The organism is Streptomyces mesophilus, assembly GCF_040300965.1.
Classification (GTDB): domain Bacteria; phylum Actinomycetota; class Actinomycetes; order Streptomycetales; family Streptomycetaceae; genus Streptomyces; species Streptomyces mesophilus_A.
On record NZ_JBEPEW010000019.1, the window covers coordinates 1 to 21,269 of the forward strand.

Genomic DNA, 21,269 nt, shown 5'->3' on the forward strand with positions numbered 1-21,269 from the left:
GCCGCTGGGGCCACTCCTCCTGTCGCCCCGGCCACCCCCGCTGACCCGGCTCCGACCGCCCCGCCCGCGCCAGCCCCGCCTCCATCACCGCGCGGGCGATGGGTGCCGCGATGCCGCCGCCGCTGATGTCGTCGCGTACCGCCGAGGCGTCCTCCACCACCACGGCCACGGCCACCGCCGGGGTCGCGGAATCGGCGGGCTGCGCCCAGGAGATGAACCAGGCGTACGGGAGGCCCGTGTTGCCGTAGCCGTGCTGGGCCGTGCCCGTCTTGCCGCCGACCACCGCGCCCGGAATGGCCCCGTTGCGGCCCGTTCCCTTCTCGACCACCTCGACCATCAACTCCCGCAGCACCGAGGCCGTCGCGGGATTGAAGGCCTGACGCAGCGAGCGCGGCTGGGGGAGCGAGACGGTGTCGCCGGAGGCGTCCGTCGTGCGGTCGACCAGATAGGGGGCCATGAGTTCGCCGCCGGACGCGACCGCCGAGGCGACCATCGCCATCTGCAGCGGGGTGGCCGTGGTGTCGTACTGCCCGATCGAGGACAGCGCCAGCTGCGGCTGGTCCATCGAGGTGTCGAAGTTGCTGGTGGCCACGGGTGAAGGGATGCGCAGCCCCCGGGTGTTGAAGCCGAAGCGCTGCGCCGTTCCGGCCATCGCGCCGAGCCCGACATCGACCCCGAGACGGGCGAACACCGTGTTGCAGGACCAGGTGAAGGCATGGCGCAGAGAGGCGTTCTCGCAGCCCTTGACCTCGTTGCCGAGCGAGGTGGACGTGCCGGGCAGCCGATAGGGGTCGGGCGAATCCGTCGGCGCGTCCACATCCGTGATCACTCCCGCGTCCAGTGCCGCGGCCGCCGTCACCACCTTGAACGCCGAACCCGGCGGGTACGTCTGCCGGATCGCCCGGTTCAGCATCGGCTTGCTCGCGGCCGCGTTCAGCCGGGACCAGTTCCTCGCGGCCGTCACGTCGTTGCCCGACAGAAGTCCCGGATCGTACGAGGGAGTCGAGACCAGCGCCAGGATCTTGCCAGTGGACGGCTCGATCGCCGCGACCGCCCCCTGCCTGCCGCCGAGCCCGTCGAACGCGGCCCGCTGCATCGCGGGCACGATCGTGGTGTGCACCCGCCCGCCCGGCTGCAGCTCCCGGGTGAGGTCGCCCCACAGCGGTAGCGGCGCGAGCAGGGGCGAGGTGCCGGCCAGGATGCGGTCCTCGGAGTTCTCCAGGAAGGTCGATCCGTACACCTGCGAGGCGTAGCCGGTCACCGGCGCGTACAACGGACCGTTCTTGTACGTGCGTTCATAGCGGAGCTGCTCGCCCGTGTCCTTGGACCCCGTGACCGGCCGCCCGTCGACGTAGATGTCCCCGCGCGGCTGGCTGTAACGCGCGATGGCCTGGCGGCGGTTGGCCGGATTGTCGTCGTACGTCGCGGACTGGACGAGCTGGATACGCGCCGCGTTGAGGAGCAGCAGCGCCGTGAGCAGCAGACAGAAAGCCGCCGCCCAGCGGATCTGGCGGGTCACTCGGATCCCTCCCGACGGATCTGGCGGGTCACTCGGATCCCTCCTCGGGACGTCTGCGCGCCGAATCGCTCAGCCGGATCAGCAGCGCCACCATGATCCAGTTGGTCACCACGGATGAACCGCCCTGCGCGAGAAAGGGCATCGCCATACCGGTCAGCGGGATCAGGCCCATCACCCCGCCCGCGATCACGAACACCTGGAGCGCGAGGATCGAGGCCAGCCCCACCGCGAGCAGCCGCCCGAACGCGTCCCGCAGCGCGAGCCCCGCCCGGTAACCGCGCGCCACCAGCACCCCGTACAGCACGAAGACGGCGGAAAGGCCCACGAGCCCCAGCTCCTCGCCGGCCGTCGCCAGGATGAAGTCGGACTTGGCCGCGAAGCCGATCAGGATCGACTCGCCCTTGCCGAGCCCGGTGCCGAGCATCCCGCCGGCAGCGAACGCGAAGAGCGACTGGGCGAGTTGGTTCGGCCCCTCGCCCGCCTCGATCGAGGCCAGCGGATGCAGCCAGTCGGACACGCGGGTGTGCACATGGGGTTCGAAGCGCGCGGCCGCGTACGCCCCCGCGCCCCCGAGCAGCAGCCCGACCGCGAGCCATCCCTTACGTCCCGTGGCCACGAACAGCAGGATCACGAAGAGCCCGAAGAACAGCAGCGAGGTGCCGAGGTCCCGTTCCACCACGAGCACCGCGACGCTCACCAGCCAGATCGCCACGACGGGACCGAGCACCCGCCCCGTCGGCAGCCGCATCCACAGCACCCGCCGGCCCGCGTACGCGAGCGCGCTGCGGTTCGCCGCCAGATACGCCGCGAAGAACACCGCGAGCAGAACCTTCGCGAACTCGCCCGGCTGCAGGGACAGACCGGCGATCCGCACCCAGAGCCGCGCCCCGTTCACCGGCGGGAAGAAGATCGGCACCGCGAGCAGCGCCAGGGCGGCCAGGCCCGACAGATACGCGTAACGCTGCAGGTCCCGGTGGTCCTTGAGCGCGAGCACGACCACGATGAAGAGCCCCACCCCGACCGTGGACCACACCAGTTGGGCCAGAGCGGCCTGGTCGTGCGGGGTCTCCTGGTCGAGGCGGTAGATCAGCACGAGCCCGAGCCCGTTGAGCAGCACCGCGGTCGGGAGCAGCAGCGGATCGGCGTACGGCGCGCGCAGCCGCACCGCGATATGCGCGAGCAGCGCGAGCACACCGAGCCCCGCTCCGTAGCCGGCCGCGCCCGGCGGGACCACACCGTGCCGTGCGAGGCCGACGGACACATAGCCGCAGACGCTCAGGCCCACGGCCAGGAAGAGCAGCGCCAGTTCGACCCCGCGCCTGCGCATCGGCCCGGCCCCGGTGACGGCGGCGTCCTGCGGGTTGGTGAGCTCCGCCAGGTCCTGGAAGTCGGCCGTCGATCCGGTCATGCGCGGACGGTAGCAATGGGCGGGGACGATATCCCGCTTTGTCCGGGCGTTTTTGTCATACGAGGGTGAGTCGGCCCAGCCGTCGGGCGGCTCTCCGCACCAGGCGGGGCCGGACCTTCAGCACCAGCGCGGCGCGGGCCCGATGTTGTCGATGTAGTAGGCCGCGCCCCAGGCCCAGGTCCCGTCGGTGAGCTGGTACCAGCGGTCGTTGCCCTGGATGTTCTCGCCGCGCGTCTTGCAGAAGATGTGCACGATCGCGCCGTACGGCTCGGTGCGGACGATCCGGCTGCCGCGGGTCGGGGAGTCGCGCAGGATCAGCCCGTTGCGGGCGCTGATGCGGCCCGTGTAGCTCGGCGGCGGGTTGTTGCCGGGGTCCCCGGGTGCCGCCCGGACGGTGGTCTGCGGCTGTGCGGACGAAGGGACCGCGGCCCCGGCCACGCAGAGCGCGCCGAGCGAGACGGATATGCCCACACGAAGGGCGGTGGACCGGAGCGACATGAGGGCCTCCTCGAAGGGGCGAACCGGTGTGATCACGCTAGGAGCGGACCCGGAAGTACGCAAAACGGACTCAGGGCGCGCCGAGAAGCGGACTCGGCTTCCAGCGCACCGAGGACTCAGGCCTCTTCGCGGTCCTCGTGCGGCAGCGTCAGCCGGGCCACCGCCCCACCGTCCGGATCGTTCATGAACCTCAACTGCGCACCCAGGACCCGCGCCTGGCCCACCGCGATGGTCAGGCCGAGCCCATGTCCCTTGGCGCCGCCCTCGGTACGGAACCGCTGCGGCCCGTGCTCCACCAGATAGTCCGGGTAGCCGTCACCGTGGTCCCGCACGCTGACCACCGGGCCGTCGACGGTCACGAGGACCGGAGGGCGGCCGTGCTTATGGGCGTTGGCGATCAGATTGCCGAGGACCCGTTCCAGGCGCCGCCGGTCGGTTTCGATCCGCACGTTCCGTACGACCTCGACCCGCGTGTCCGTACCCTGCGCGGCCCGCTCCACCAGCGGCCCCAACTCATGGGAGTCCAGGTCGACTTCCTCGCGCCGTGAATCGAGACGCGAGATCTCCAGGAGGTCCTCGGTGAGCGTCCGCATCGTCTGCACCCGCTCGCGCACCATCTCGGCGGGACGCCCCGGCGGCAGCAGTTCGGCCGCGGCGTGCAGCCCGGTCAGCGGGGTCCGCAGCTCGTGCGCGACATCGGCGGTGAACCGCTGCTCGCTCACCAGCTTGCCCTGCAGCGAGGCGGCCATGGTGTCCAACGCCCCCGCCACGGTGGCCACTTCGTCCGGGGCGCGGTCGGGATCCTTCGTACGGGGGTCGTTGACCCGCGCGTCCAGATCGCCGGCGCTGATCCGGCGGGCGACCGTGGCCGTCTGATGCAGCCGCCGCGTCACACGGGTCACGCCGAACGCGCCCACCAGGAGCGTCGCCCCGATCGCCAGGACCGAGGAGACGGCGATCGCCCGGTCCAGGCCCTCGATGGTGCGCGCGCTCTGCGCGTAGTCGATGCCCGCGGCCACCACCTGGCCGCTGTCCGCCGGGCCCGCCGCCCACATCATGGGCCGGCCGTCGTACTCGGCGACCATGGTGCCGCGTCTGCCCTGCAGGGCGAGGTCGCGCAGCGAGCCCGGCAGGTCCGCGAGATCGATCCCGGAGTCGGGCGGAAGCCGGTCGCCCGCTTCGTACAAACGGGTGACGTCCTGCAGTTTCGTGAGCGCCTTCTCGCGCGCGTTGCCGACCGTCTGGCCGGTGACCGCGACATGCACGAAGGCGCCGAGCATCGCGGCCAGCGCACAGCACATGACCGTGATGAAGACCGCGGCCTTCCAGGTCAGGGATGCGGTCCAGGAGGGGAAGCGGGGTTTCACGGGGTGGCCGCCGCGGAGGGGGAGGCCGTGGGGGCGGAGGGGGCCGCGGAGGAGAGCCCGGGCGGTGCGCTCGCCCCGGGTGCCCGCACGATCTCCATCCGCTTCGGGAGCATCGACCGCGCCGACCCGTCCCAGGACCACACATCCCGGAACTCGTACCCGGCGAACTGGGCCGGCGAGCGCAGGATCAGATCCCGTCCGGCCAGCTCCGCGCTGATCACCGGCTGTGTGGTCGACATGATCCGTACGAGATGGCCCTCGTCCTGCGTATACGCGCGGATGCCGATCCCGTACGCGTCCCGGTCCCCCAGATCGATCCCGACGATCAGCTCGTCCTTCCCGCTGCCGGTCAGGTCCCGGTAGTACGCGGTCATCACCGGGCAGCCCTTGTCCCCGGCCTTCCCCTTGCAGTCGAGGATCTTCGTGCGGATCTCGGCGGGCATGGCGTCCTGCCCGGTCGCCTCGTCGGGGTGGGCCCGCACCTCCGCCTGCACCACGGCGAGCGCGTTCACCCGGTGCAGGTCGCCGTCCGGCACCTCGATCCCCGGTACGACCTCGGGCTTGACGTCACCGAGATCGTCCTGGGTGTCGCTCTTCGCGGGCGGCAGCTCGGGCCACAGCCGTGCCGGACCCACCGCACTCGGGGTCGCACCCGCGCTCGTGAGCCCGCCCGCGCTGCCGCAGCCCACCGCGGTCGCGGCGAGCAGGGCGACGGCGGGCAGCACGAGAGCGGCGGAACGGGGCTTCACATCGGCACTCCGGGTCGGCGGTCACCGCACCTGGCCGTCGGTCGCAGCTCCGTCGGTCGCTGCTACTGCACCAGGTCGGCGTAGAGAATGATGTTGTCCGTGCGGTGGCCGTCCTTCAGTCCGCCGCCACAGGTGAGGAGCCGCAGCTCGGCGCGGTTCGTCTCCCCGTACACCTTATTGGTGGGGAAGTCCCTCTTGTTCACCTGCTCGATCTCGCGGACCTTGAAGTGCGCCGTGGTGCCGTCCGCGCGGGGGACGTCGACGGCGTCGCCGACCTTGATGTCCTTGACGTTCTTCATCAGCGCCGGGCCCTTGGCGGTGTCGTAGTGCGCGACCAGGACGGCCGCGCCCTTCTCGCCGGGCGTCGGCCCGTCCTGCCACCAGCCCGGCAGCTCCGCCTTGTCGGCCGGCGGCACCTTCAGCTCGCCGCTCGCGTCCGTGGTCAGATCGAGCATCGACGCGGCGTCGACACCGGCCGACGGGATCCGCAGACCGGTCGGCTTGGACTGCTTCAGCGGCTGCGGGGCCTGCGCGGCCTGGGTGGTTGCGGTGTTGGCGACCTTCACGTCCGGGCCGGGCTGCGCGCCCTGGCCGCAGGCCAAGAGGCCGGCGCCGAGCGAGACGGTCAGGACGGACGCGGCGGCTATGCGGGTGGTGCGGCGGGGGAGGGTGGGGGTGGTCACGGAGTGCTCCAGTGGGGGGCAGGTCGGCGGGGTCGGGTCAGCTCTCGGTGCGGTCGCAGCCGTCGGTGCGGCCGCGGCGCAGCATCGCGAAGCCGAGGCCCGCGGCACCGGCCGCCGCGACACCGCCGCCCGCGGCGAGCAGTGCGGGGGATTCGGTGTGCGTGGACAGATCGGAGGCCGGCGCGGCCGCGAAGGAGGCGGCGGCGGGCATCAGCAGCGCACCGCCGGTGAGAACGGAGACGGCGAGCGTGCGGACGAGAGTGCGACGGGAAGTGCTCACGAGGGGTCCTTACGACGCGGGCTGCTGAGGCCACCGGACGGGCTGACGTATTCGAAGGTATGTGTCCGCCATTGCGGCAATTCGGCAGCTGTGTAACGGCGGCCCATAGCTGTCCGGACAGAGCCGTTACTTATTCAGCCTTCAACCGGCGGCTTCAGCCTTCAACCGGCGACGGACCCCGCCGTGAGCCGCGCCCAGGCCTCACTCGCTGAGCATCCCGTTGACCAGGTACTGCACGAAGAGCGGGTTGTGCAGCGCATAAGGCGACCGCCGCTCCCTTATCCGCGCGACCGCGTCCTCGGCCCCGTATCCGCCGAGCATCAGGACCCCGGCCACCACCAGACCGGACCGGTTGTACCCGCTGTAGCAGCGCACGAGGACGGAACGCCCGGCCGCAAGCGAGGCATGCGCGCACCACACCATCCGGCGCACCTCGGCCAGCTGCTCCTCGCTCAGCGCGGCGTCCGGGATGTCCAGGACGTGGTGCTCGACGCCGGGGGAGGGGCCGTGGCCCGGGATCGTATGAAGACTGCAGACGACCTCGAACTCCGCGCCCACGACGACGGATTCGACCGGCCCGTCCTGCTCCCGCATCTCATGTCCGCCCATGGAGAGCCCGGGCACGATCTCGTCCCAACGACGGCGCGGCGAGGGCACCTCCGAGAACGAGAGCTTGGTGGGCATCGGCAAACCCCCTCAAGTCCCCTCCAGCGTAGGTACTTTCGAACGGTTCCGGGCCCGACCGGGTTATTGCCCGGACCGGGCCGAGCTGTTCCCATGGTCGTGGGGTGATGCGGCATGACCGACTTGCGGGTCGTACCCACATGGCGACATGGACACGAGCGTTACTACGTACTCCTCCCGGACGGCAGGAACATCGCCTGGTACGACCGCGAGGCCGGCCGGGTCAATCTCCTCAGGGACGAGCGCAGGCAAGAGGTGCTCAGGGCCCTCGGGCCCTATCTGACCGGCCCGGTCACGGTGGGCGCCCCGCCCGTGCCGACCGGCGCCGAACTCGCCCGCCTCGCCCTGCATCCCGACGACGACCTGGCCCCCAACCGCCCCGGCGAGGCGCTTCTGATCGCCCTCGACCGCGACCCGACCCCGGTCCGCCGGCTGCGCTCGGACCAGCGCCGGCGCGACCTGCTCGCTCAGCAGGCGGTCGGCGAGACCCTGGACCGCCTGGAACCGGCGGGCTGGCGCGTCCTGCACTCCCTGCCGCTCCCGGGCGGGGGCCTGCTGCACCATCTCCTGATCGGCCCGGGCGGCGTCTTCGCGCTGCACGCCCTGCACGCCGCCAAGCACCGCGTCCGCGTCACGGACCCCGAGGTCACGGTGGGCCGCGCCCAGGCGGAACCGCTCCTCGGCCGCCTGCGCCACCAAGCCGACCGCGCCTGCCTGGCCCTGACCACGGAGGTCCGCCCGGTCCTCGCGGTGGTCGCGGCGACGGCGGTCGATCTGCGCGGTCCGCTCCGCGAGGCCCGCGTCGTCGAGGACACGGACCTCACCACCTTCGCGACCCTCGCCGGCGTCTACAAACCGACGGACATCGAGACGCTGTACGCACAGGCGCGGGACAGGCGGACCTGGCTGCGCACGTGAGCGGCGGATTCGGCAGCGCACGTGACCGCTGGGCCTGGCTGCGCACATGACCGCTGGGTCTGGCCGCGCACCCATGGGCCTGACAGCTGGACCTGGCTGTGCACCCGTGGGCCTGAGCCTGGACCTGGCTGCGCACCCGTGGCCTGACAGCTGGACCTGGCCCCGCACCCGACCGCTCAGTTCACCGGAACCGTACGACCGCCACCGTCTGATGCCGTGTGACCTGCTGCCGCACCTCCACCACCGGCCCGCCCACCACGCTCCGATACGTCACATCCCCGAGCCCCACCGCATTGAGCTCACCCGTGCCCTGAGCGGGCGGCAGCAGCCCGGCCGCCTGGGCCCGCACCCCGGGCGACAGGGGACTCGAGAGCACCGGTTCGTCGTCGTCCGGCAGCACGAGCACCAGCGCCTGCGGCCGCGCGGGCGGCCCGGTGAACCCGACCACCACCGCATCGCGCGTATCGCTGTGCCGCAGCTTCAGCCAGGACCGCCGCCCCGCCCGGTACCCCTGATCGAGCCGCTTGACCACAAGCCCTTCGATCCCGGTGTCCCGCAGCCCCTCGTACCAGCTCAGGGCCAGCTCGCGGTCCGTGGTCATCGGCACGGCCTGCAGCGGCGGCCCGAGCGGCGCGAGCAGCGAGACAAGCTCCTCGCGCCGCCGCGTGTACGGGGCCGGACGCAGATCCTCACCCCGTAGGGCCAGGAGATCGAAGGCCGCATACGAGGCGGGCAGCGTCCGCGCGAGCTCCGCGGCCCGCGCGGGCGTCGACATCGCCCGGGCCTGTACGGCCGCGAAATCCACCCGCCCGTCCGTCCACACCACGACCTCGCCGTCGATCACGGTCCCCTCGGGCAGCGCCCGCGCCGCCTGAGCGATGTCGGGAAAGGAGCGGGTGACGATCCGCCCGGACCGCGCCTGCAGCCGCACCTGCCCGCCGACGTGGAAGAGCACCATCCGGTGCCCGTCGAACTTCGGCTCGTACGCCCAGCCGCCCGCGCCCTCGGGCAGCGCACTCACCGACTCGGCGAGGGCGACCTTCACGGGCGGCGCCAGCGTCACGGGCGGCTTCACCGGGACACCCTTCCCGTGCTCATCGGAACCCCCGGGGCAGCTTGCCGGCCCGGTTGAGATTGATCAGCGGGCCGAGCAGATCCCCGTGCTCCCGTAGCCGCGGCGGAATGTCGTTCGCCAGAAACACCAGGTCATCGGGGTGCTCACAGCCCTCGACCTCCTCCCAGGTGACGGGGGCGGACACCGTCGGCAGAGGCCGCGCCCGCAACGTATAGGGAGCCGCGGTCGTCTTCGCCGCCGCGTTCTGGCTGTAGTCCACGAAGACCTTCCCGGGCCGCAGCGCCCTGGTCATCCTGTGCAGCGCGAGTCCCGGCAGCTCCTGCTCGGCCTCGATCGCCAGCTCCTTCGCGTACGCGGAGACCTTCTCGGACGGCGTCGGCTGCAGCGGTACGAGCACATGCAGCCCCTTGGACCCGGAGGTCTTGGCGTACACGTTCAGCCCGTCCGACTCGAGCCGCTCCCGCAGCCAGAGCGCGACCTCACAGCACTCGACGATGGTGGCAGGCTCCCCGGGGTCGAGGTCGAACACCATCCGGTCCGCCTTGCCGGGAGCGTCCACTTGCCACTGGGGCGTATGGAATTCGGTGACCAGGTTCGCGGCCCACATCAGGGTGGCCATGTCCTGGACGACAACCTGTTTGGCGGTACGGCCCTCGGAGCGACGCGGAACCTCGGCCGTCCGCACCCACGACGGCGTCCCCGGCGGCACGTTCTTCGCAAAGAACCGCTGGCCATCGGGCCCGTCCGGGAAGCGGAGAAAGGAGACCGGCCGGTTGTACAGGTGCGCGAGCAGCGATCCGGCCGTCACCGCGTAGTAGTGAAGGACCTCGCCCTTGGTGAAGCCGTGCGCGGGGTAAAGCACCTTCTCCAGATTCGAGAGCGCGAGGCGCCGCCCCTCCACCTCTGTGATCGGCGTCATACGATAAGAATCCCACGTAAGACCGTATGAACCTGCCGAATTCCCGTGGAAGGGGCAAAACGTGCGATCCATATGGAACGGCGCCATCTCCTTCGGCCTGGTCAGCATCCCGATCAAGCTGGTCAACGCCACCGAGAACCACAACGTCTCCTTCCGCCAGATCCACACCGCCGACGGCGGCCGGATCCGCTACCGCAAGGTGTGCGAGCTGGAGGAGAAGGAGGTCACGTCCCAGGAGATCGGCAAGGGGTACGAGGACGCCGACGGCTCGATCATCCCGATCACGGACGAGGACCTGGCGTCGCTCCCGATCCCCACGGCCAAGACCATCGAGATCGTCGCCTTCGTCCCGGCCGAACGGATCGACCCGCTCCAGATGGACACGGCGTACTACCTGGCCGCGAACGGGGTCCCGGCGGCCAAGCCGTACACCCTTCTCCGCGAGGCCCTGAAGCGCAGCCAGAAGGTCGCGATCGCCAAATTCGCCCTCCGCGGCCGCGAGCGACTCGGCATGCTCCGCGTCGTCGACAACGCGATCGCGATGCACGGACTGCTCTGGCCCGACGAGATCCGGGCCGCGGACGAGGTCGCCCCCGACACCCATGTCACGGTCCGCGACGCCGAGTTGGACCTCGCGGACGCCCTGATGGAGACGCTCGGCGAGGTCGATATCGAAACCCTCCACGACGACTACCGCATCGCGGTCGAGGAGATGATCGCCGCGAAGACGGGCGGCGGCCAGGCCGTGGCCCAGGCGCCCGCGGAGCCCGCGGGCGGCGGCAAGGTGATCGACCTGATGGCGGCCCTGGAGAGCAGTGTCCGGGCGGCCAAGGAGGCGCGCGGCGAGTCGTCAGGCTCGGACGGCGAGGTGGCCGAGGTGACCCAGCTGAAGTCGCGCAAGAGGTCGGCCGCGGCGGCGCCGAAGGAGGTCGGAGGCAAGAAGTCGACGGCTTCCACGGCCAAGAAGACAGCGTCGAAGAAGACGGCCACGAAGTCGACGGCCACGAAGTCGACAGCGAAGAAGTCGACGAGCAGGACAGAGAGCAAGACGGCGACCAAGACGGCGACCAAGACGGCGACCAAGACGGCGACCAAGAAGACGGCTTCGAAGAAGTCGGCGTCGAAGAGCGCCGCGGGGGCGAAGAGGAAGTCCGCCTGAACTCACCCGCGGCGCGGACCGTCCCTCGCCCCCTCACCCCTCGTCCCTCACCCGCGTCTCACCCCCGCGCGACGGTCACCGCGAACAACCCCACCGCCTCCATCGCACTCTCCACCTCACCGAACCCGGCGTCCCGCGCCCACCGCTCCGCCTCCTCCACGCTCCGGCACTCCATCTCCCACAACTCCCCGTCCCGATTGGGCAGTACGTGAGCGATGTAGTCGAGCTGCGGGTGCCGCGTCTGCGTGGTGAACACCAATGAGCCACCGGGCGCGAGCAGCCCCCGCAGCCGTTGGACGGATTCCCTGATCCGATGCTCATCGAGCAGCAGCTCGTACAGCCCGGACACCACGATCACATCGGGCGCCCCGGACGACGGCGGCTTCGGATCCAGTGCGTCCCCCACCTCGTACGCGATGACCTCCGCACTCAACCCCCGTTCCCGGGCGAGCAGTTCCCCCTGCCGCAGCCCGGCCTCCGCCAGATCCCGGCACTCGACCCGCACCCGGCCCTCGGGATGCCCGGCGATCAGCTGCTGCAGATACCGCCCGGGTCCGCCGGCCACATCGAGGACGAACACACTCCCGCCCCGTCCGTCCTGTCCGCCGCTTCCGCCCCGCGCGAGAATCTCCTCGTCCAGCGTCGCGAGCAGCAGCGCCCTGCGAGCCCGGATGGCCCGCCACCCGACGGCGTTGAGGAAGATCCGGTCGATGAGCGCCCCGACCCCCAGCGCCCCCTGCGCCTTGTTCACGTACACGTAATCGAGCATGGTCCCGCTGTCGAACCCGTACCGATAACCGATCCGGACGCCTTTGCTCAGACGCCCGACACTCTTCAACAGGGCCCTGTTCGCCGCCCACTTGACTCGCCCGAACGGCCCGGGCGGCGTCACGCGCGCCGTCGGCGAAGCCTGAGTGGTCTTGGCGCTCCTGGCGCTCTTGGAGGCCTTAGCGATGTTTGCGGCCTTTACGGCCTTCACGGCCTTTACGGCCTTCGCGGCCTTCGCGCCCTTCTCCGTCTTTACGGCCTTTGCGATCTGAGGAGTCATACATCCACGGTCGCGGCGCGGGTCGGCGCCGGGAATCCGTACGGATACTCGTCGGGGCGTGGGTAGCCCTGCGGATGCCTCAGGGGGCCGGGCTCAGCGCCGACCGCGCCCGGCGCGCTCCTTGGGCTTGGCCCGCGTGTCCTGGGCCGCCGCGGACGTCTCCGCCGGGGCCTCCGCGTCGGAGCCGCGCCCCTGCTCGACCAGCCGCCTGACCAGCGCCACCAGCTCCGCCGGCTCGAAGGGCTTGGCCAGGAACGCGTCGACCCCGACCTCGAGCCCGCTCTCCACCTCGTACTGAGTACACGCACTCACGATGACGAGCGGCAGCTCACGCGTCCCGGGATCGTTCCGCAACCGCGCCGCCGTCCGCAGCCCGTCGAGCCGCGGCATCACCACATCCAACGTGACGGCATCGGGCCTGACCTGCTCCACGATGTCCAGCGCCTCGGCACCATCGGCCGCGGTCACGACCTCGAAGCCCTCCAGCTCGAGGTTGACCCTGATCAACTGCCGGATCACCTTGTTGTCGTCCACAACAAGCACCCGGCCGGACGCCCCTGGCACAAAACCGAGGGTAGGTCCGCCCCGCCCACCGCGTCCGGGTTTTCGCTACTTCCGCGTATACGGGGTGGTGGGGTGGGGGGCGTTGCGGGCAGGGCTGCCGAGGGCGGGGACGGGCCCATCGAGCGCGGGGACCCGGGCCGCCCCAGGGCGGGGAGCCCGGGCCATCGAGACGGGGACCCGGGCCGCCGAGGATGGAGGGCTCAGCCCACCGAGGGCGGTCACCCAACCCACCGAAGGGGGGACCGGGCCGCTGAGGATGGAGGGGCCGGCTCACTGAGGACGGGGACACGGGCGGCCGAGGGAGGGACCTGGCCGCCGGGGCGGGGCCCAGTCCACCGAGGACGGGGACCCAGGTCACCGAAGGCGGGGACCCGGGCCGCCGAGGACGGAGGGGCCAGCCCGCCGAGGGCGGTCACCCAACCCACCGAAGGGGGGACCGGGCCGCTGAGGATGGAGGGCCCAGCCCACTGAGGAACCCAGGGGTCGGACGCACCTCGAACCCCGGCCCGGACGCACCTCGATCCCTGGGCCGGGACCGCCCCGAACCCACACCGCAGCACCCCCGAAATCCGGTTCCGGTGCACCCCTGGTGAGCTGGTAGGGTTCTACCCGTCACCGCTCAAGCAGCGCCTGACACGCCCCCGTAGCTCAGGGGATAGAGCAACGGCCTCCGGAGCCGTGTGCGCAGGTTCGAATCCTGCCGGGGGCACCTCGCAGAAGGTGCCTAAAGACCCCGTCACCAGCGGAAACGCTGAAGGCGGGGTCTTCTTGCGTTTGCAGCCGAACGCAGCTCTGTGCCGCTCAAAGCGGCCGTATGTCGGGTCCTGTGGACGACCTGTGGACGGGATCTTGAAGCGTTTCCGCAGGTGGGCCCACGCATTTCTAGCAGGGTCTGTGCGGCGGGTCACGGGGTCGTAGTCTCTGGCGATGACGATGATCAACGTCCAGGTCCGCGACGAGAACGGCACGATAGAGGTCCACAGCCGGCATGCGGTGGTCTGGAGCGGGGAGCTGGCCGGGCTCGATCAGTCGGCATTTCCGATGTTCGGGCACCTCTTGCCCTACGCAGACACCATGTTCAACCACCGGCAGGTGGTGACGTTGCTGGACGAGCTACCGCGACTGCCGTCGGGCGTGGTGACCGACGAGTTCGCGCGAGAGCTCGCCGAACTGGGACAGGTAGTTCTCAACGGACAGGCCCTCTACCTGTGGTTTCTCGGGGACTGAGGCCGCAGGTTGGCTTGGCCCCGCTGCGTCAGTACGGACGCCAGAAGGCCTCTGTCTCCCCGGGCAGGGAGGTCACTCGTACTCGCGAAGCAGTTCCTCAATGCGCCGGTTGGCCACCTCATGACGCCCGTCGAGGCACTTCGTGTATCGGGTGAGCAGGACCTCGACGCTGTTGCCTGCGCGCTCAGCGACCTCTGTGGGGTCGACGCCGGCGTTGAGCCAGGTGGAAAGCGCGGAGTGCCGAAGGTCGTACGGCCGGCTCGCGAGCGGTGAGGCCGCCACCGCGGTGGGGAGCGCGAGGGCACGGGCCTCCTGCCACACGCGGTAGTAGGTCGAGGAGGGTACGACGGCCCCTGATTCGCTGAAGAAGAGCCGCCCGTCTGTAGCCGTGCCGAAGGTGTCCAGGTGTTCGCGAAGCACGCGAACGAGTTGAGGCGGAATCGGCACGCGCCGGACGTCCTCGGTGGGACGGTTCTTGAGTCCACGGTCGTCGTGGGTCTCGCCTGTGTCGGTCCACTTCCGCCCGACGGAAGGGCGCGTGCGATGCAGCAGCGCGGAGCCCCATCCCTGATCCGGCAAGGCAAGATCGGTCTCGGCAAGGCCGACCGCTTCAGCCGGCCGGAGGCCTCCGAAGTACATGCAGGCGAAGAGGCCGACCAACCGCCGACCACGGGCGCGCCGATAGCCGCCAACGTAGGAGACAGCCGTAAGCAGGTTGCGGACCTGCTCGGGGTTGGCGACCACCCGAGGGTCCACCTGATTGGATACCTTCGGCTTCTGCCAACGGATGGCTGTGATGGGGTTCTCCTGCAGTTCCCCGAGGTCCACCGCGTAGCCAGCGGCGTTGACCAGGGTGCGTCGCTTGCGTCGCACGGTTTCGGCAGCCGCAGCCGTGCCGTCGAGCTTCAGCTTGAGCGAGTCGAGGACCTGGCGGGCGACCGCGGGGTCCGCCAGATCGGCCAAGGGCCGTGACGCCTTGGCGACCCAGTGCAGCACGTTCAGCACGTCGTCAGGAACTTCCCGAGCGTCTGGCCCCGGGAGGACGAAGGCCCAGTTCCGCAGAGCGCGCCGCAGGCTCGTGTCGGAGGGGCGGCCGGCTCGCTCGTCGAGGAGGGCCAAGGTGATGCTGGTCAACGACTCGTTGATGCCATCCCGCGTGTTCGGAGCGGCGTGCGGCCACTTCATCGCGAGATAGCGCAGCGCGAAGCTGTACCAAGTGACACTGGCCGCCTCCTCCTGCAACGAGGCAGGGAGGCCGCTCTCCGAGTCGAACTCCTCGCCGTCCCGCATGGCTCGCATGAGCTTCGAGCGGTAGTGGTCGGCTAGGGCTTTGGTGCGGAAGGTGTCCGAGAAGACGTTGCCTGCCACGTACCAGCGAACCCCGTAGGAAGGGGTCTTGGTGTCCCGCTTCCGAACGCTCCAGACCTTGACGTCCAGGGACTTCACGCGGCTTCCTCCAGCTTCCGCAGCCAGGTCTGGAAGTCGCTTCGTCGCACTCGCAGCTCTCCGTTGGGGAGCTTGAAGGCTGTGGGAGCGAGCCCGAGTTCACGCCATCGGTAGAAGGTGCGGCGCGAGACTCCGCCGAGTTCAGCCAGTACCTGTGGCACGGTCATCAGCTCGTCCTTCATGGCTGATGCCTCCTCGGTCCGGGGAGGTCTTGCCGTTCTTCGCGGGCGGTTTCGCGGTTGAGGGCGATGTCGTGGGCGATCGATGCGGCGAGGGCGGATTCGCCGGGGGTGTGGCCGTGGCCGGCGTACTGCCAGTGGGCCAGGACCAGGGTGGTGTCCGGCTCCGGGAGGCCGAGGGTTTGGCGTTGCTGCTCCGCGCGGTACTCGGCGCGGACGCCACGGCGTTCGCCGAAGGTGGTCGAGTAGGCCCGGGACTTGGTGAGGAAATGGCCGCGGAAGCCAAGCATGTGGCCCCAGGCCCAGAGCTTGCGGTCGGGGTAGATCGGGTCAAGGTCGTAGCAGGCCCGGATCAGTCGGCTTGCGTGCTCGGGCACGTGGGCGCGGTCCAGTTCGGTCAGTTCGTCGATACGCCGGTCCAGAGTCCCAGTCGCTTCGGCCGCCTTGGTGGCGTACTTGGCGACGTAAGCGGCGACCTTGCCCTCACTGACATCATCCGTGCCGAACGCCTTGATCGGCCGGACATCGAACGTCTTGCCCCACCGCAGGACACGGGTCGGCTGGTCGCCTGTGGCAGGCACGGTCACCGAGACGTACGGGTGCTTGCGGACCGCGTGGATCGCGTCGGTGAGCAGATCGAGGGTGGCCCAGGAAGGTGGTTCGGTATCGGGTCCGTCAGGGCCGTCGATGCGGATCACGGCGTGAAAGTGGATGGCGCCGCGGTCCTGGAATTCGGCGACCTTCGCGAAGGTCAGGCGTGCGGTCTCGCGGAATGCGGTCTGGGTGATGCCTGCGCGGGTGGCGAGCTCGCGGCGGAGCCGGTTGATGAAGCGGTGCCACAGCTCGCCTGCGTGGTTGTTGAACAGCACGGCGCCGGCGTAGTCATAGGTCTCGGGGTCGAGCGGCGTGCCGAGGGCGGGATCGTCCTTCGCGTGGTGGATCCCGCAGCGGCAGCATGCCCCGGTGTCGGGGATGTTGTGCACGCGTCCGAACGAGGGCGCGGTCAGGGTCAGGAAGACCCGGGGGCGCTCTCGGATCTCCTCGCGGATGCCGATGGCGTCGTCTCCGGCGAGTCCGGCGCGGATGATTCGGTAGGCGTCTCCGGCATACAGATAAGCGCACGGCTCACAGCGGGAAGCGCGGCGATTCCCGCAGGCGACCCGAAGCCGGCCTCCGGGCTGTTCCCCGGTGTCGGTGTGGTGCAGCACCTGGCCCGTGGCTTTGTCCTTGACCACCGACCAGCCCGTCAGGTGAATCGGGTTCGAGCAGCCACCGGTACGCCGGATCTGCTCGCGCCACTGCTCGAAGTCCGGGGCGGAAGCCACCCGCAGCACGTCCGCGAGAACCATCGGATCAAGGGTGTTCGTGTCAGGCATGGGCGATCACCTCCCGGACGGAGGCAATGAGTTGGGGTGTGGGGGTCCACAGTCCGCGTGCGCCGGCCCAGGGCAGGGGGTGGGCGAGGGTGCGCAGGTCGGTGAACTTCCAGTGCCACTGTCCGGGGGCAGACCACAAGGTGCAGTAGCCGTCGCTCGCGTGGCAGTCGACGAGCCGGCCCACGGCGAGGATCGCGCCTCGAGGCTGAGGGCGCTTCAGGAACGGCCGGGCGAGCGGCACACCGTATGCCTCACGGTCGGTGGTCAGGCCGGCGTGAATGAGGACCCAGCCCCGGTAGTCGGTGGCCCAACGGCGGTTCTCTATGCGCTTGGTGCCATACGCCATGGCGGACGCCCAGGGCTGCCACAGGGTGAGCGCGCGGATCTCGGGGCGCGCGGTCATCGGGCACCGCCTTTGCACTTCTTGCGTGGCTGATCGGAGTGAAAGCGCGTGGTGCCGAGGTCCCGTTCTTCGTGCAGGTGGCGCGGGGCGTTGAGGTTGTGGTCGTTCCAGTCCTCTGCGCAGATCTTGTGGACTGGTTCGCCGGAGTGGGCGCGTAACGGGGTGGGCTTGCCGCATTGGGTGCAGGCGCAGTCTTCGGTGTGGTCGTAGTGCTGGCCGGAGTTCCAGTTCAGGAGCCCCATAGCTGTCACCGCCCCACGCTGATCAGCGCATCGGGCTTCCTGGCGGTCTGGGCCTGAGTGCCAATGCCGTCGCAGCCCTTGCAGTGCGCGGTGATGGTGCGCAGGTGGCCGTGCCGATCACGTCCACCGAGGGTCACGGCGACGGAAGCGAAGCCGTCGCAGTCCTTGCAGATCTGGGCAGGGGTGTTCTGGCGGTCGGGCATGATGGTTCTTCCTTCCGGTTTGAGTGATCGGGTAGGGGCCGTGCCGTCCGGGCGGCGGATACTTGGCGGTTGAGGCCGTCCCGGGGGCAGGTCAGCGTTTCTTCAGTGGCGGTCGATTGCCGCCGGACTTCGGGGCTTTGATCGCGAACGAGATGAGCCCACCGCCGCCGATCAGGACAGGGATCGCAGCCTTGAGCGCAACGGCTGTGGTCGCAGCCACCTGGAGCAGGGACAGCACGGCCGCGGTGGTGATGTAGACCAGAGCGCAGACGCCGACCGTGCCTGCCAGGATCAGCAGCACCGGGCCGGTCCATGAGCGGGGCGCGGTGTGGACGATGACCACGGTGCGGGGGTCGGTGCCGGGCGGGATCAAGTCGGCCGGGATGTGGCCGGCGCGCAGTTGTGCATCGGGGCGGATCACGGCGGTTCTCCCTTCTGGGCAAGGTCACTTGGGCGGTTCGTTGACGACGTTGGTGCCGGTCTCGGTGCCGGAGTCGATCGCGGGGGCGAGGAAGGTGTCGGCGAGGAGGTAGCCGCCGAGCAGGAGCACCGCGACCAGCCACAGTGGTGGGCGGAAGAGCTTGACGCCGAGCCAACCGACGATCAGGAGGAAGAGCCACAGCGGGACGGACACGGCCGGTTCCTTTCAGGCGAGTTGGGTGGTGATGGCGGCGGCCATCGGGGCGGGGACCCGAAGGCGGGCGCTGAGGGTGTCGGCGTCGATCTCGTCGCCGGTCGTGGCACGGTGAGCGTCGGCGATCTTTCGGGCCTGCGTGAGCAGTGCGTCCGGCACGGCGACCGCGGGCGGCAACTCCTGCACAGCGGCGGGCTCTTCGCGCTGGGAATCTGTGTCCACAGGGTGTGGATCACGAGGCTCGTGACGCTCGATCTCCACCGCCGGTACCGCCTTCGGCTGCTCTTCGGTGCCGGGGGCATGAGCCAGGAGGGTGCCGCCGAGGAAGGCGAGGGCGGGCCAGCCGGCGACCAGGACCCGCAGCCAGGCCGGGGGCTGCTCGAGGTCGAGGAATCCGGCGGTGGCGACGTTCGCACCGAGCGAGGCGACCAGGGCCACGAGGAACCAGGACCAGGCCAGACGCGGCGTGTGTCCGGTGCGGAGCCGGCGCCACGCGGCGACGAGCAGCAGGTCGACGGAGATGGGGTAGGCCCAGGCCTTCCAGCCGTCCTGGCCGGCAGCGTGGGCGATGTCGTGCAGGTGGGCGAAGGACAGGGCCCCGGCGATCACGGCCTGTACGAGTACGAAGTCGAGTCGGAACGGCGAGCGCTTCACGGGTCCTCCTTCCAAGGGGTTGGGCCGTCGCGGGGCGGGACTCGAAGGCCGGCCGCCCGGCGACAGCGAGCTATTCGGTGGGGGCGTGGCCGGTGCCGAAGCAGCTCAGACACATGCCGGTCTGTTCGCCGACGGGTCGGTGTTTGCGGCCGACGCGGACAGTCCGGGAGACCTCTCCGGTGCCCTTGCAGGGCTTGCACTTCGCAGGAGCCGGCGGGTCGGTGCGGGGCTTCTTGGAGGCCACGGTCACTGCTCCGATCCGGACTCGGGCGGCAGGCCGAGATACGGCCGGGCGCTGTCGAGCGGCAGCGACATGGCGAGCGCTCCACCGACCACATCGGCGAACTCTTCGTCGTGGCCGGGCTGTTCGGCGTACGCCACGAGGAAGCCGAGCATCAGCACCGTGCGGTTCAAGTCGCCGCAGTGATCACACATCACGCTCACCGGTCCCAGGCACGCAGTCGGTGATCGATCTCGGCTGCCCGCGACGAGGCTTCCAGGCGAGTCAGCAACTCGTCGTGGCGCGTCAGCTCAGCCGTCCCGTACGGCTTGGCAGCACGGCGCCTCAACGCTCCTCGGACCCGGGCGACGATCGTGATCAGCGAGTGGAGCATGGCGTTCCTCGGGTTTCGGGCATGGCGGGGGTAGGGAGTTGGCGCGAAGGCGGTCACGCCGACCGTGCGATGCAGGAAGGTGTTACGAGGCGGGAGCCGGCGCCGGTGCCTCGAAGGCGACGGGGCGGAACGGCTCCAGGACCGGAAGGCTCGGGGTGAGGTGTGCGTACTTGCGGCACTCGGCCGCCGCTTCACCGAGCGTGGTCATCGGAGTGCGGATACGGGTCCAGCCGCCTGAGGTGTCCCCTGCGATCGCGGTCCCTCGTCGCTCCGGAGCAATGGCGGTGGCAGCGGGTACGGCCAGGTCGCTGATGTCCCCGAGACCCATTTCGGCGGTCTGCTTGTCGTTGCAGCGGTGCACCACACGCCCGGTGAGCTGAGCCCGCAGCGCGGTAGCGCCCTTGCCGAGATCCGTACCGAAGCGCTGCCCGGCGATCTCCAGATAGATCCCCACCGCACGGGAGAGCTGCGCAAGCCGCAGAAGCTGAGTGACGATCCGATCCCTGCGCGGTGCGTCGACCTTCGAGGCGATCAGGAACAGTTCGGCGACCTCATCGATCAAGACGACGATCGGGATCGGGCGGAGCTTGGCGGGCAGGCCCCAGATGTCGGACGTGATGTCCTCAAGCAGGGTGCCGGGCGAGATCCCCTGGTGCAGGCAGAGCAGGTCGTAACGATCCTCCATCTCCTGGACCAGCGCATCCAGCAGACCCTCAGCCTGGTCGGGATTGGTGGCCAGAGCGGACAACCGAGGGCCGAACGGGCCCTGTTCGACACCGCGCTTGCAGTCGATCCCGACCAGGGCTGCCTCCAGCGGGGCGAGTGACTTGATCAGGCAGCGCTGGTACATGGATTTGCCGGAGTCGGACGCGCCCATGGTCAACGCGTGCGGGACCTCTCGGTAGTTACGGACGAAGGGCTGCCCGTCCTCACGCAAGGCGACGATCGCGGAGAGCGGTCCGGGCACCAGCCGGCGCGGCATTCGTACGGTGCCGAGGACGTCCATCCCGGTCATCCGCAGGTCGACGATGCCGGGCTTGACCTCGCTCACGTGGGCGGAGTGCATGGCCCAGGCGTGACGCAGCCGTTCGGCGGAGTTGACCACGTGCTCGGGGGCCAGGCCCGCCGGGAGCCGCAACCTCAGACGCAGCCCGGTCGTGGTTGGCCGTATCGCGCGGATCCTCGGGATCCCGGGGCGAGCGGTCTCCTTGCCCACCGCCTTCTTCGCGAAGACCTTCCACCACGGCGGAGACACGGTCAGCTCGCATGCTTCCATGGTCTGCCGGTACGCCGAGCACACCCGGTACAGGGCGGCGGGAAGGCCAAACAGAGACCAGTACACAGCCGGGAACTTGACCCTAGTCACCAGCGCCAGCACCGTCAGCGCGAAGGCGAAGAGCACGAGCTCGGTCAGCGGCAT

Annotated in this window: 28 protein-coding genes and 1 tRNA gene; 4 read left to right on the forward strand and 25 right to left on the reverse strand. The window is 70.1% G+C overall.

The window, feature by feature from the left end:
* The 8 genes from ABT367_RS09845 to ABT367_RS09880 form a co-directional block, all read right to left on the reverse strand.
* On the reverse strand, positions 1-1,519 hold a 1,519-nt coding region (locus ABT367_RS09845), incomplete at its 3' end, for a penicillin-binding transpeptidase domain-containing protein (RefSeq protein WP_352251407.1).
* A 28-nt stretch (positions 1,520-1,547) separates the two neighbouring features.
* The gene (locus tag ABT367_RS09850; protein ID WP_434975437.1) at positions 1,548-2,927 is read right to left on the reverse strand and encodes an FtsW/RodA/SpoVE family cell cycle protein; all 1,380 of its coding nucleotides are present in this window, start codon (positions 2,925-2,927) and stop codon (positions 1,548-1,550) included.
* Between the two features lie 117 nt (positions 2,928-3,044).
* Positions 3,045-3,425 carry an SH3 domain-containing protein gene (locus ABT367_RS09855; RefSeq protein ID WP_352251409.1) on the reverse strand — a complete coding sequence of 127 codons (381 nt, stop codon included), beginning with the start codon at positions 3,423-3,425 and terminating at the stop codon, positions 3,045-3,047.
* A 116-nt stretch (positions 3,426-3,541) separates the two neighbouring features.
* Complete coding sequence (locus tag ABT367_RS09860; RefSeq protein WP_352251411.1) at positions 3,542-4,792, reverse strand: HAMP domain-containing sensor histidine kinase; 1,251 nt, start codon at positions 4,790-4,792, stop codon at positions 3,542-3,544.
* Positions 4,789-5,541: a hypothetical protein gene (locus ABT367_RS09865; RefSeq protein ID WP_352251413.1), complete on the reverse strand. Its 753-nt coding sequence runs from the start codon at positions 5,539-5,541 to the stop codon at positions 4,789-4,791. Before ABT367_RS09865 ends, ABT367_RS09860 begins: the two co-directional genes overlap by 4 nt.
* A gap of 62 nt (positions 5,542-5,603) precedes the next feature.
* Positions 5,604-6,224, reverse strand: coding sequence for a class F sortase (locus ABT367_RS09870; protein ID WP_352251415.1), 621 nt, complete (start codon positions 6,222-6,224; stop codon positions 5,604-5,606).
* Positions 6,225-6,261: 37 nt separating this feature from the next.
* Positions 6,262-6,504: a hypothetical protein gene (locus tag ABT367_RS09875; protein ID WP_352251417.1), complete on the reverse strand. Its 243-nt coding sequence runs from the start codon at positions 6,502-6,504 to the stop codon at positions 6,262-6,264.
* 201 nt (positions 6,505-6,705) lie between these two features.
* Positions 6,706-7,188, reverse strand: a complete 483-nt coding sequence (locus ABT367_RS09880; RefSeq protein WP_352251419.1) for a protein-tyrosine phosphatase family protein — start codon at positions 7,186-7,188, stop codon at positions 6,706-6,708.
* 114 nt (positions 7,189-7,302) lie between these two features.
* Here ABT367_RS09880 and ABT367_RS09885 point away from each other — a divergent pair, with 114 nt between their 5' ends.
* The gene (locus tag ABT367_RS09885; RefSeq protein WP_352251421.1) at positions 7,303-8,106 is read left to right on the forward strand and encodes a nuclease-related domain-containing protein; all 804 of its coding nucleotides are present in this window, start codon (positions 7,303-7,305) and stop codon (positions 8,104-8,106) included.
* Positions 8,107-8,287: 181 nt separating this feature from the next.
* Here ABT367_RS09885 and ABT367_RS09890 read toward each other — a convergent pair whose 3' ends face one another.
* Both ABT367_RS09890 and ligD read right to left on the reverse strand, forming a co-directional pair.
* Positions 8,288-9,181: an ATP-dependent DNA ligase gene (locus tag ABT367_RS09890; RefSeq protein ID WP_352251423.1), complete on the reverse strand. Its 894-nt coding sequence runs from the start codon at positions 9,179-9,181 to the stop codon at positions 8,288-8,290.
* A gap of 19 nt (positions 9,182-9,200) precedes the next feature.
* A complete protein-coding gene (gene ligD, locus ABT367_RS09895; RefSeq protein WP_352251425.1) occupies positions 9,201-10,100 on the reverse strand; it encodes a non-homologous end-joining DNA ligase in 900 nt (299 codons plus the stop codon).
* A 61-nt stretch (positions 10,101-10,161) separates the two neighbouring features.
* On the opposite strand from ligD, the gene ABT367_RS09900 reads away from it, so the two are divergent.
* The gene (locus tag ABT367_RS09900) at positions 10,162-11,259 is read left to right on the forward strand and encodes a Ku protein (protein ID WP_352251427.1); all 1,098 of its coding nucleotides are present in this window, start codon (positions 10,162-10,164) and stop codon (positions 11,257-11,259) included.
* 58 nt (positions 11,260-11,317) lie between these two features.
* Here the strand turns inward: ABT367_RS09900 and ABT367_RS09905 are convergent, their stop codons facing one another.
* The gene (locus tag ABT367_RS09905; protein WP_352251429.1) at positions 11,318-12,307 is read right to left on the reverse strand and encodes a class I SAM-dependent methyltransferase family protein; all 990 of its coding nucleotides are present in this window, start codon (positions 12,305-12,307) and stop codon (positions 11,318-11,320) included.
* A gap of 93 nt (positions 12,308-12,400) precedes the next feature.
* Positions 12,401-12,871: a response regulator gene (locus ABT367_RS09910; RefSeq protein WP_352251431.1), complete on the reverse strand. Its 471-nt coding sequence runs from the start codon at positions 12,869-12,871 to the stop codon at positions 12,401-12,403.
* A gap of 637 nt (positions 12,872-13,508) precedes the next feature.
* On the opposite strand from ABT367_RS09910, the gene ABT367_RS09915 reads away from it, so the two are divergent.
* Positions 13,509-13,580: transfer RNA gene (locus ABT367_RS09915), tRNA-Arg, on the forward strand.
* A gap of 218 nt (positions 13,581-13,798) precedes the next feature.
* Positions 13,799-14,098: a hypothetical protein gene (locus ABT367_RS09920; RefSeq protein ID WP_352251433.1), complete on the forward strand. Its 300-nt coding sequence runs from the start codon at positions 13,799-13,801 to the stop codon at positions 14,096-14,098.
* A 72-nt stretch (positions 14,099-14,170) separates the two neighbouring features.
* On the opposite strand, the gene ABT367_RS09925 is transcribed toward ABT367_RS09920, so the two are convergent.
* The 13 genes from ABT367_RS09925 to ABT367_RS09980 form a co-directional block, all read right to left on the reverse strand.
* The gene (locus ABT367_RS09925) at positions 14,171-15,544 is read right to left on the reverse strand and encodes a tyrosine-type recombinase/integrase (protein WP_352251435.1); all 1,374 of its coding nucleotides are present in this window, start codon (positions 15,542-15,544) and stop codon (positions 14,171-14,173) included.
* Positions 15,541-15,726, reverse strand: coding sequence for a helix-turn-helix transcriptional regulator (locus tag ABT367_RS09930; RefSeq protein WP_352251437.1), 186 nt, complete (start codon positions 15,724-15,726; stop codon positions 15,541-15,543). Before ABT367_RS09930 ends, ABT367_RS09925 begins: the two co-directional genes overlap by 4 nt.
* Positions 15,723-17,099: a replication initiator protein RepSA gene (gene repSA, locus ABT367_RS09935; protein ID WP_352251439.1), complete on the reverse strand. Its 1,377-nt coding sequence runs from the start codon at positions 17,097-17,099 to the stop codon at positions 15,723-15,725. Before repSA ends, ABT367_RS09930 begins: the two co-directional genes overlap by 4 nt.
* Positions 17,092-17,502 carry a hypothetical protein gene (locus tag ABT367_RS09940; protein ID WP_352251441.1) on the reverse strand — a complete coding sequence of 137 codons (411 nt, stop codon included), beginning with the start codon at positions 17,500-17,502 and terminating at the stop codon, positions 17,092-17,094. Before ABT367_RS09940 ends, repSA begins: the two co-directional genes overlap by 8 nt.
* Positions 17,499-17,744 (reverse strand): hypothetical protein, encoded by a 246-nt coding sequence (locus tag ABT367_RS09945; protein WP_352251443.1) that lies wholly within the window; start codon positions 17,742-17,744, stop codon positions 17,499-17,501. Before ABT367_RS09945 ends, ABT367_RS09940 begins: the two co-directional genes overlap by 4 nt.
* A 5-nt stretch (positions 17,745-17,749) precedes the next feature.
* The gene (locus tag ABT367_RS09950; RefSeq protein WP_352251445.1) at positions 17,750-17,947 is read right to left on the reverse strand and encodes a hypothetical protein; all 198 of its coding nucleotides are present in this window, start codon (positions 17,945-17,947) and stop codon (positions 17,750-17,752) included.
* A gap of 91 nt (positions 17,948-18,038) precedes the next feature.
* The gene (locus ABT367_RS09955) at positions 18,039-18,368 is read right to left on the reverse strand and encodes a hypothetical protein (RefSeq protein WP_352251447.1); all 330 of its coding nucleotides are present in this window, start codon (positions 18,366-18,368) and stop codon (positions 18,039-18,041) included.
* Positions 18,369-18,392: 24 nt separating this feature from the next.
* Positions 18,393-18,581, reverse strand: a complete 189-nt coding sequence (locus tag ABT367_RS09960; protein WP_352251449.1) for a hypothetical protein — start codon at positions 18,579-18,581, stop codon at positions 18,393-18,395.
* 12 nt (positions 18,582-18,593) lie between these two features.
* The gene (locus ABT367_RS09965) at positions 18,594-19,235 is read right to left on the reverse strand and encodes a DUF2637 domain-containing protein (RefSeq protein ID WP_352251450.1); all 642 of its coding nucleotides are present in this window, start codon (positions 19,233-19,235) and stop codon (positions 18,594-18,596) included.
* A gap of 70 nt (positions 19,236-19,305) precedes the next feature.
* Entirely contained in the window at positions 19,306-19,485 is a 180-nt protein-coding gene (locus ABT367_RS41440) for a hypothetical protein (RefSeq protein ID WP_434975438.1), read from the reverse strand.
* Positions 19,482-19,649 (reverse strand): hypothetical protein, encoded by a 168-nt coding sequence (locus ABT367_RS09970; protein ID WP_352251452.1) that lies wholly within the window; start codon positions 19,647-19,649, stop codon positions 19,482-19,484. Before ABT367_RS09970 ends, ABT367_RS41440 begins: the two co-directional genes overlap by 4 nt.
* Positions 19,650-19,675: 26 nt before the next feature.
* Positions 19,676-19,849, reverse strand: coding sequence for a hypothetical protein (locus ABT367_RS09975; protein ID WP_352251454.1), 174 nt, complete (start codon positions 19,847-19,849; stop codon positions 19,676-19,678).
* An 82-nt stretch (positions 19,850-19,931) separates the two neighbouring features.
* Positions 19,932-21,269, reverse strand: a complete 1,338-nt coding sequence (locus ABT367_RS09980) for an FtsK/SpoIIIE domain-containing protein (protein WP_352251456.1) — start codon at positions 21,267-21,269, stop codon at positions 19,932-19,934.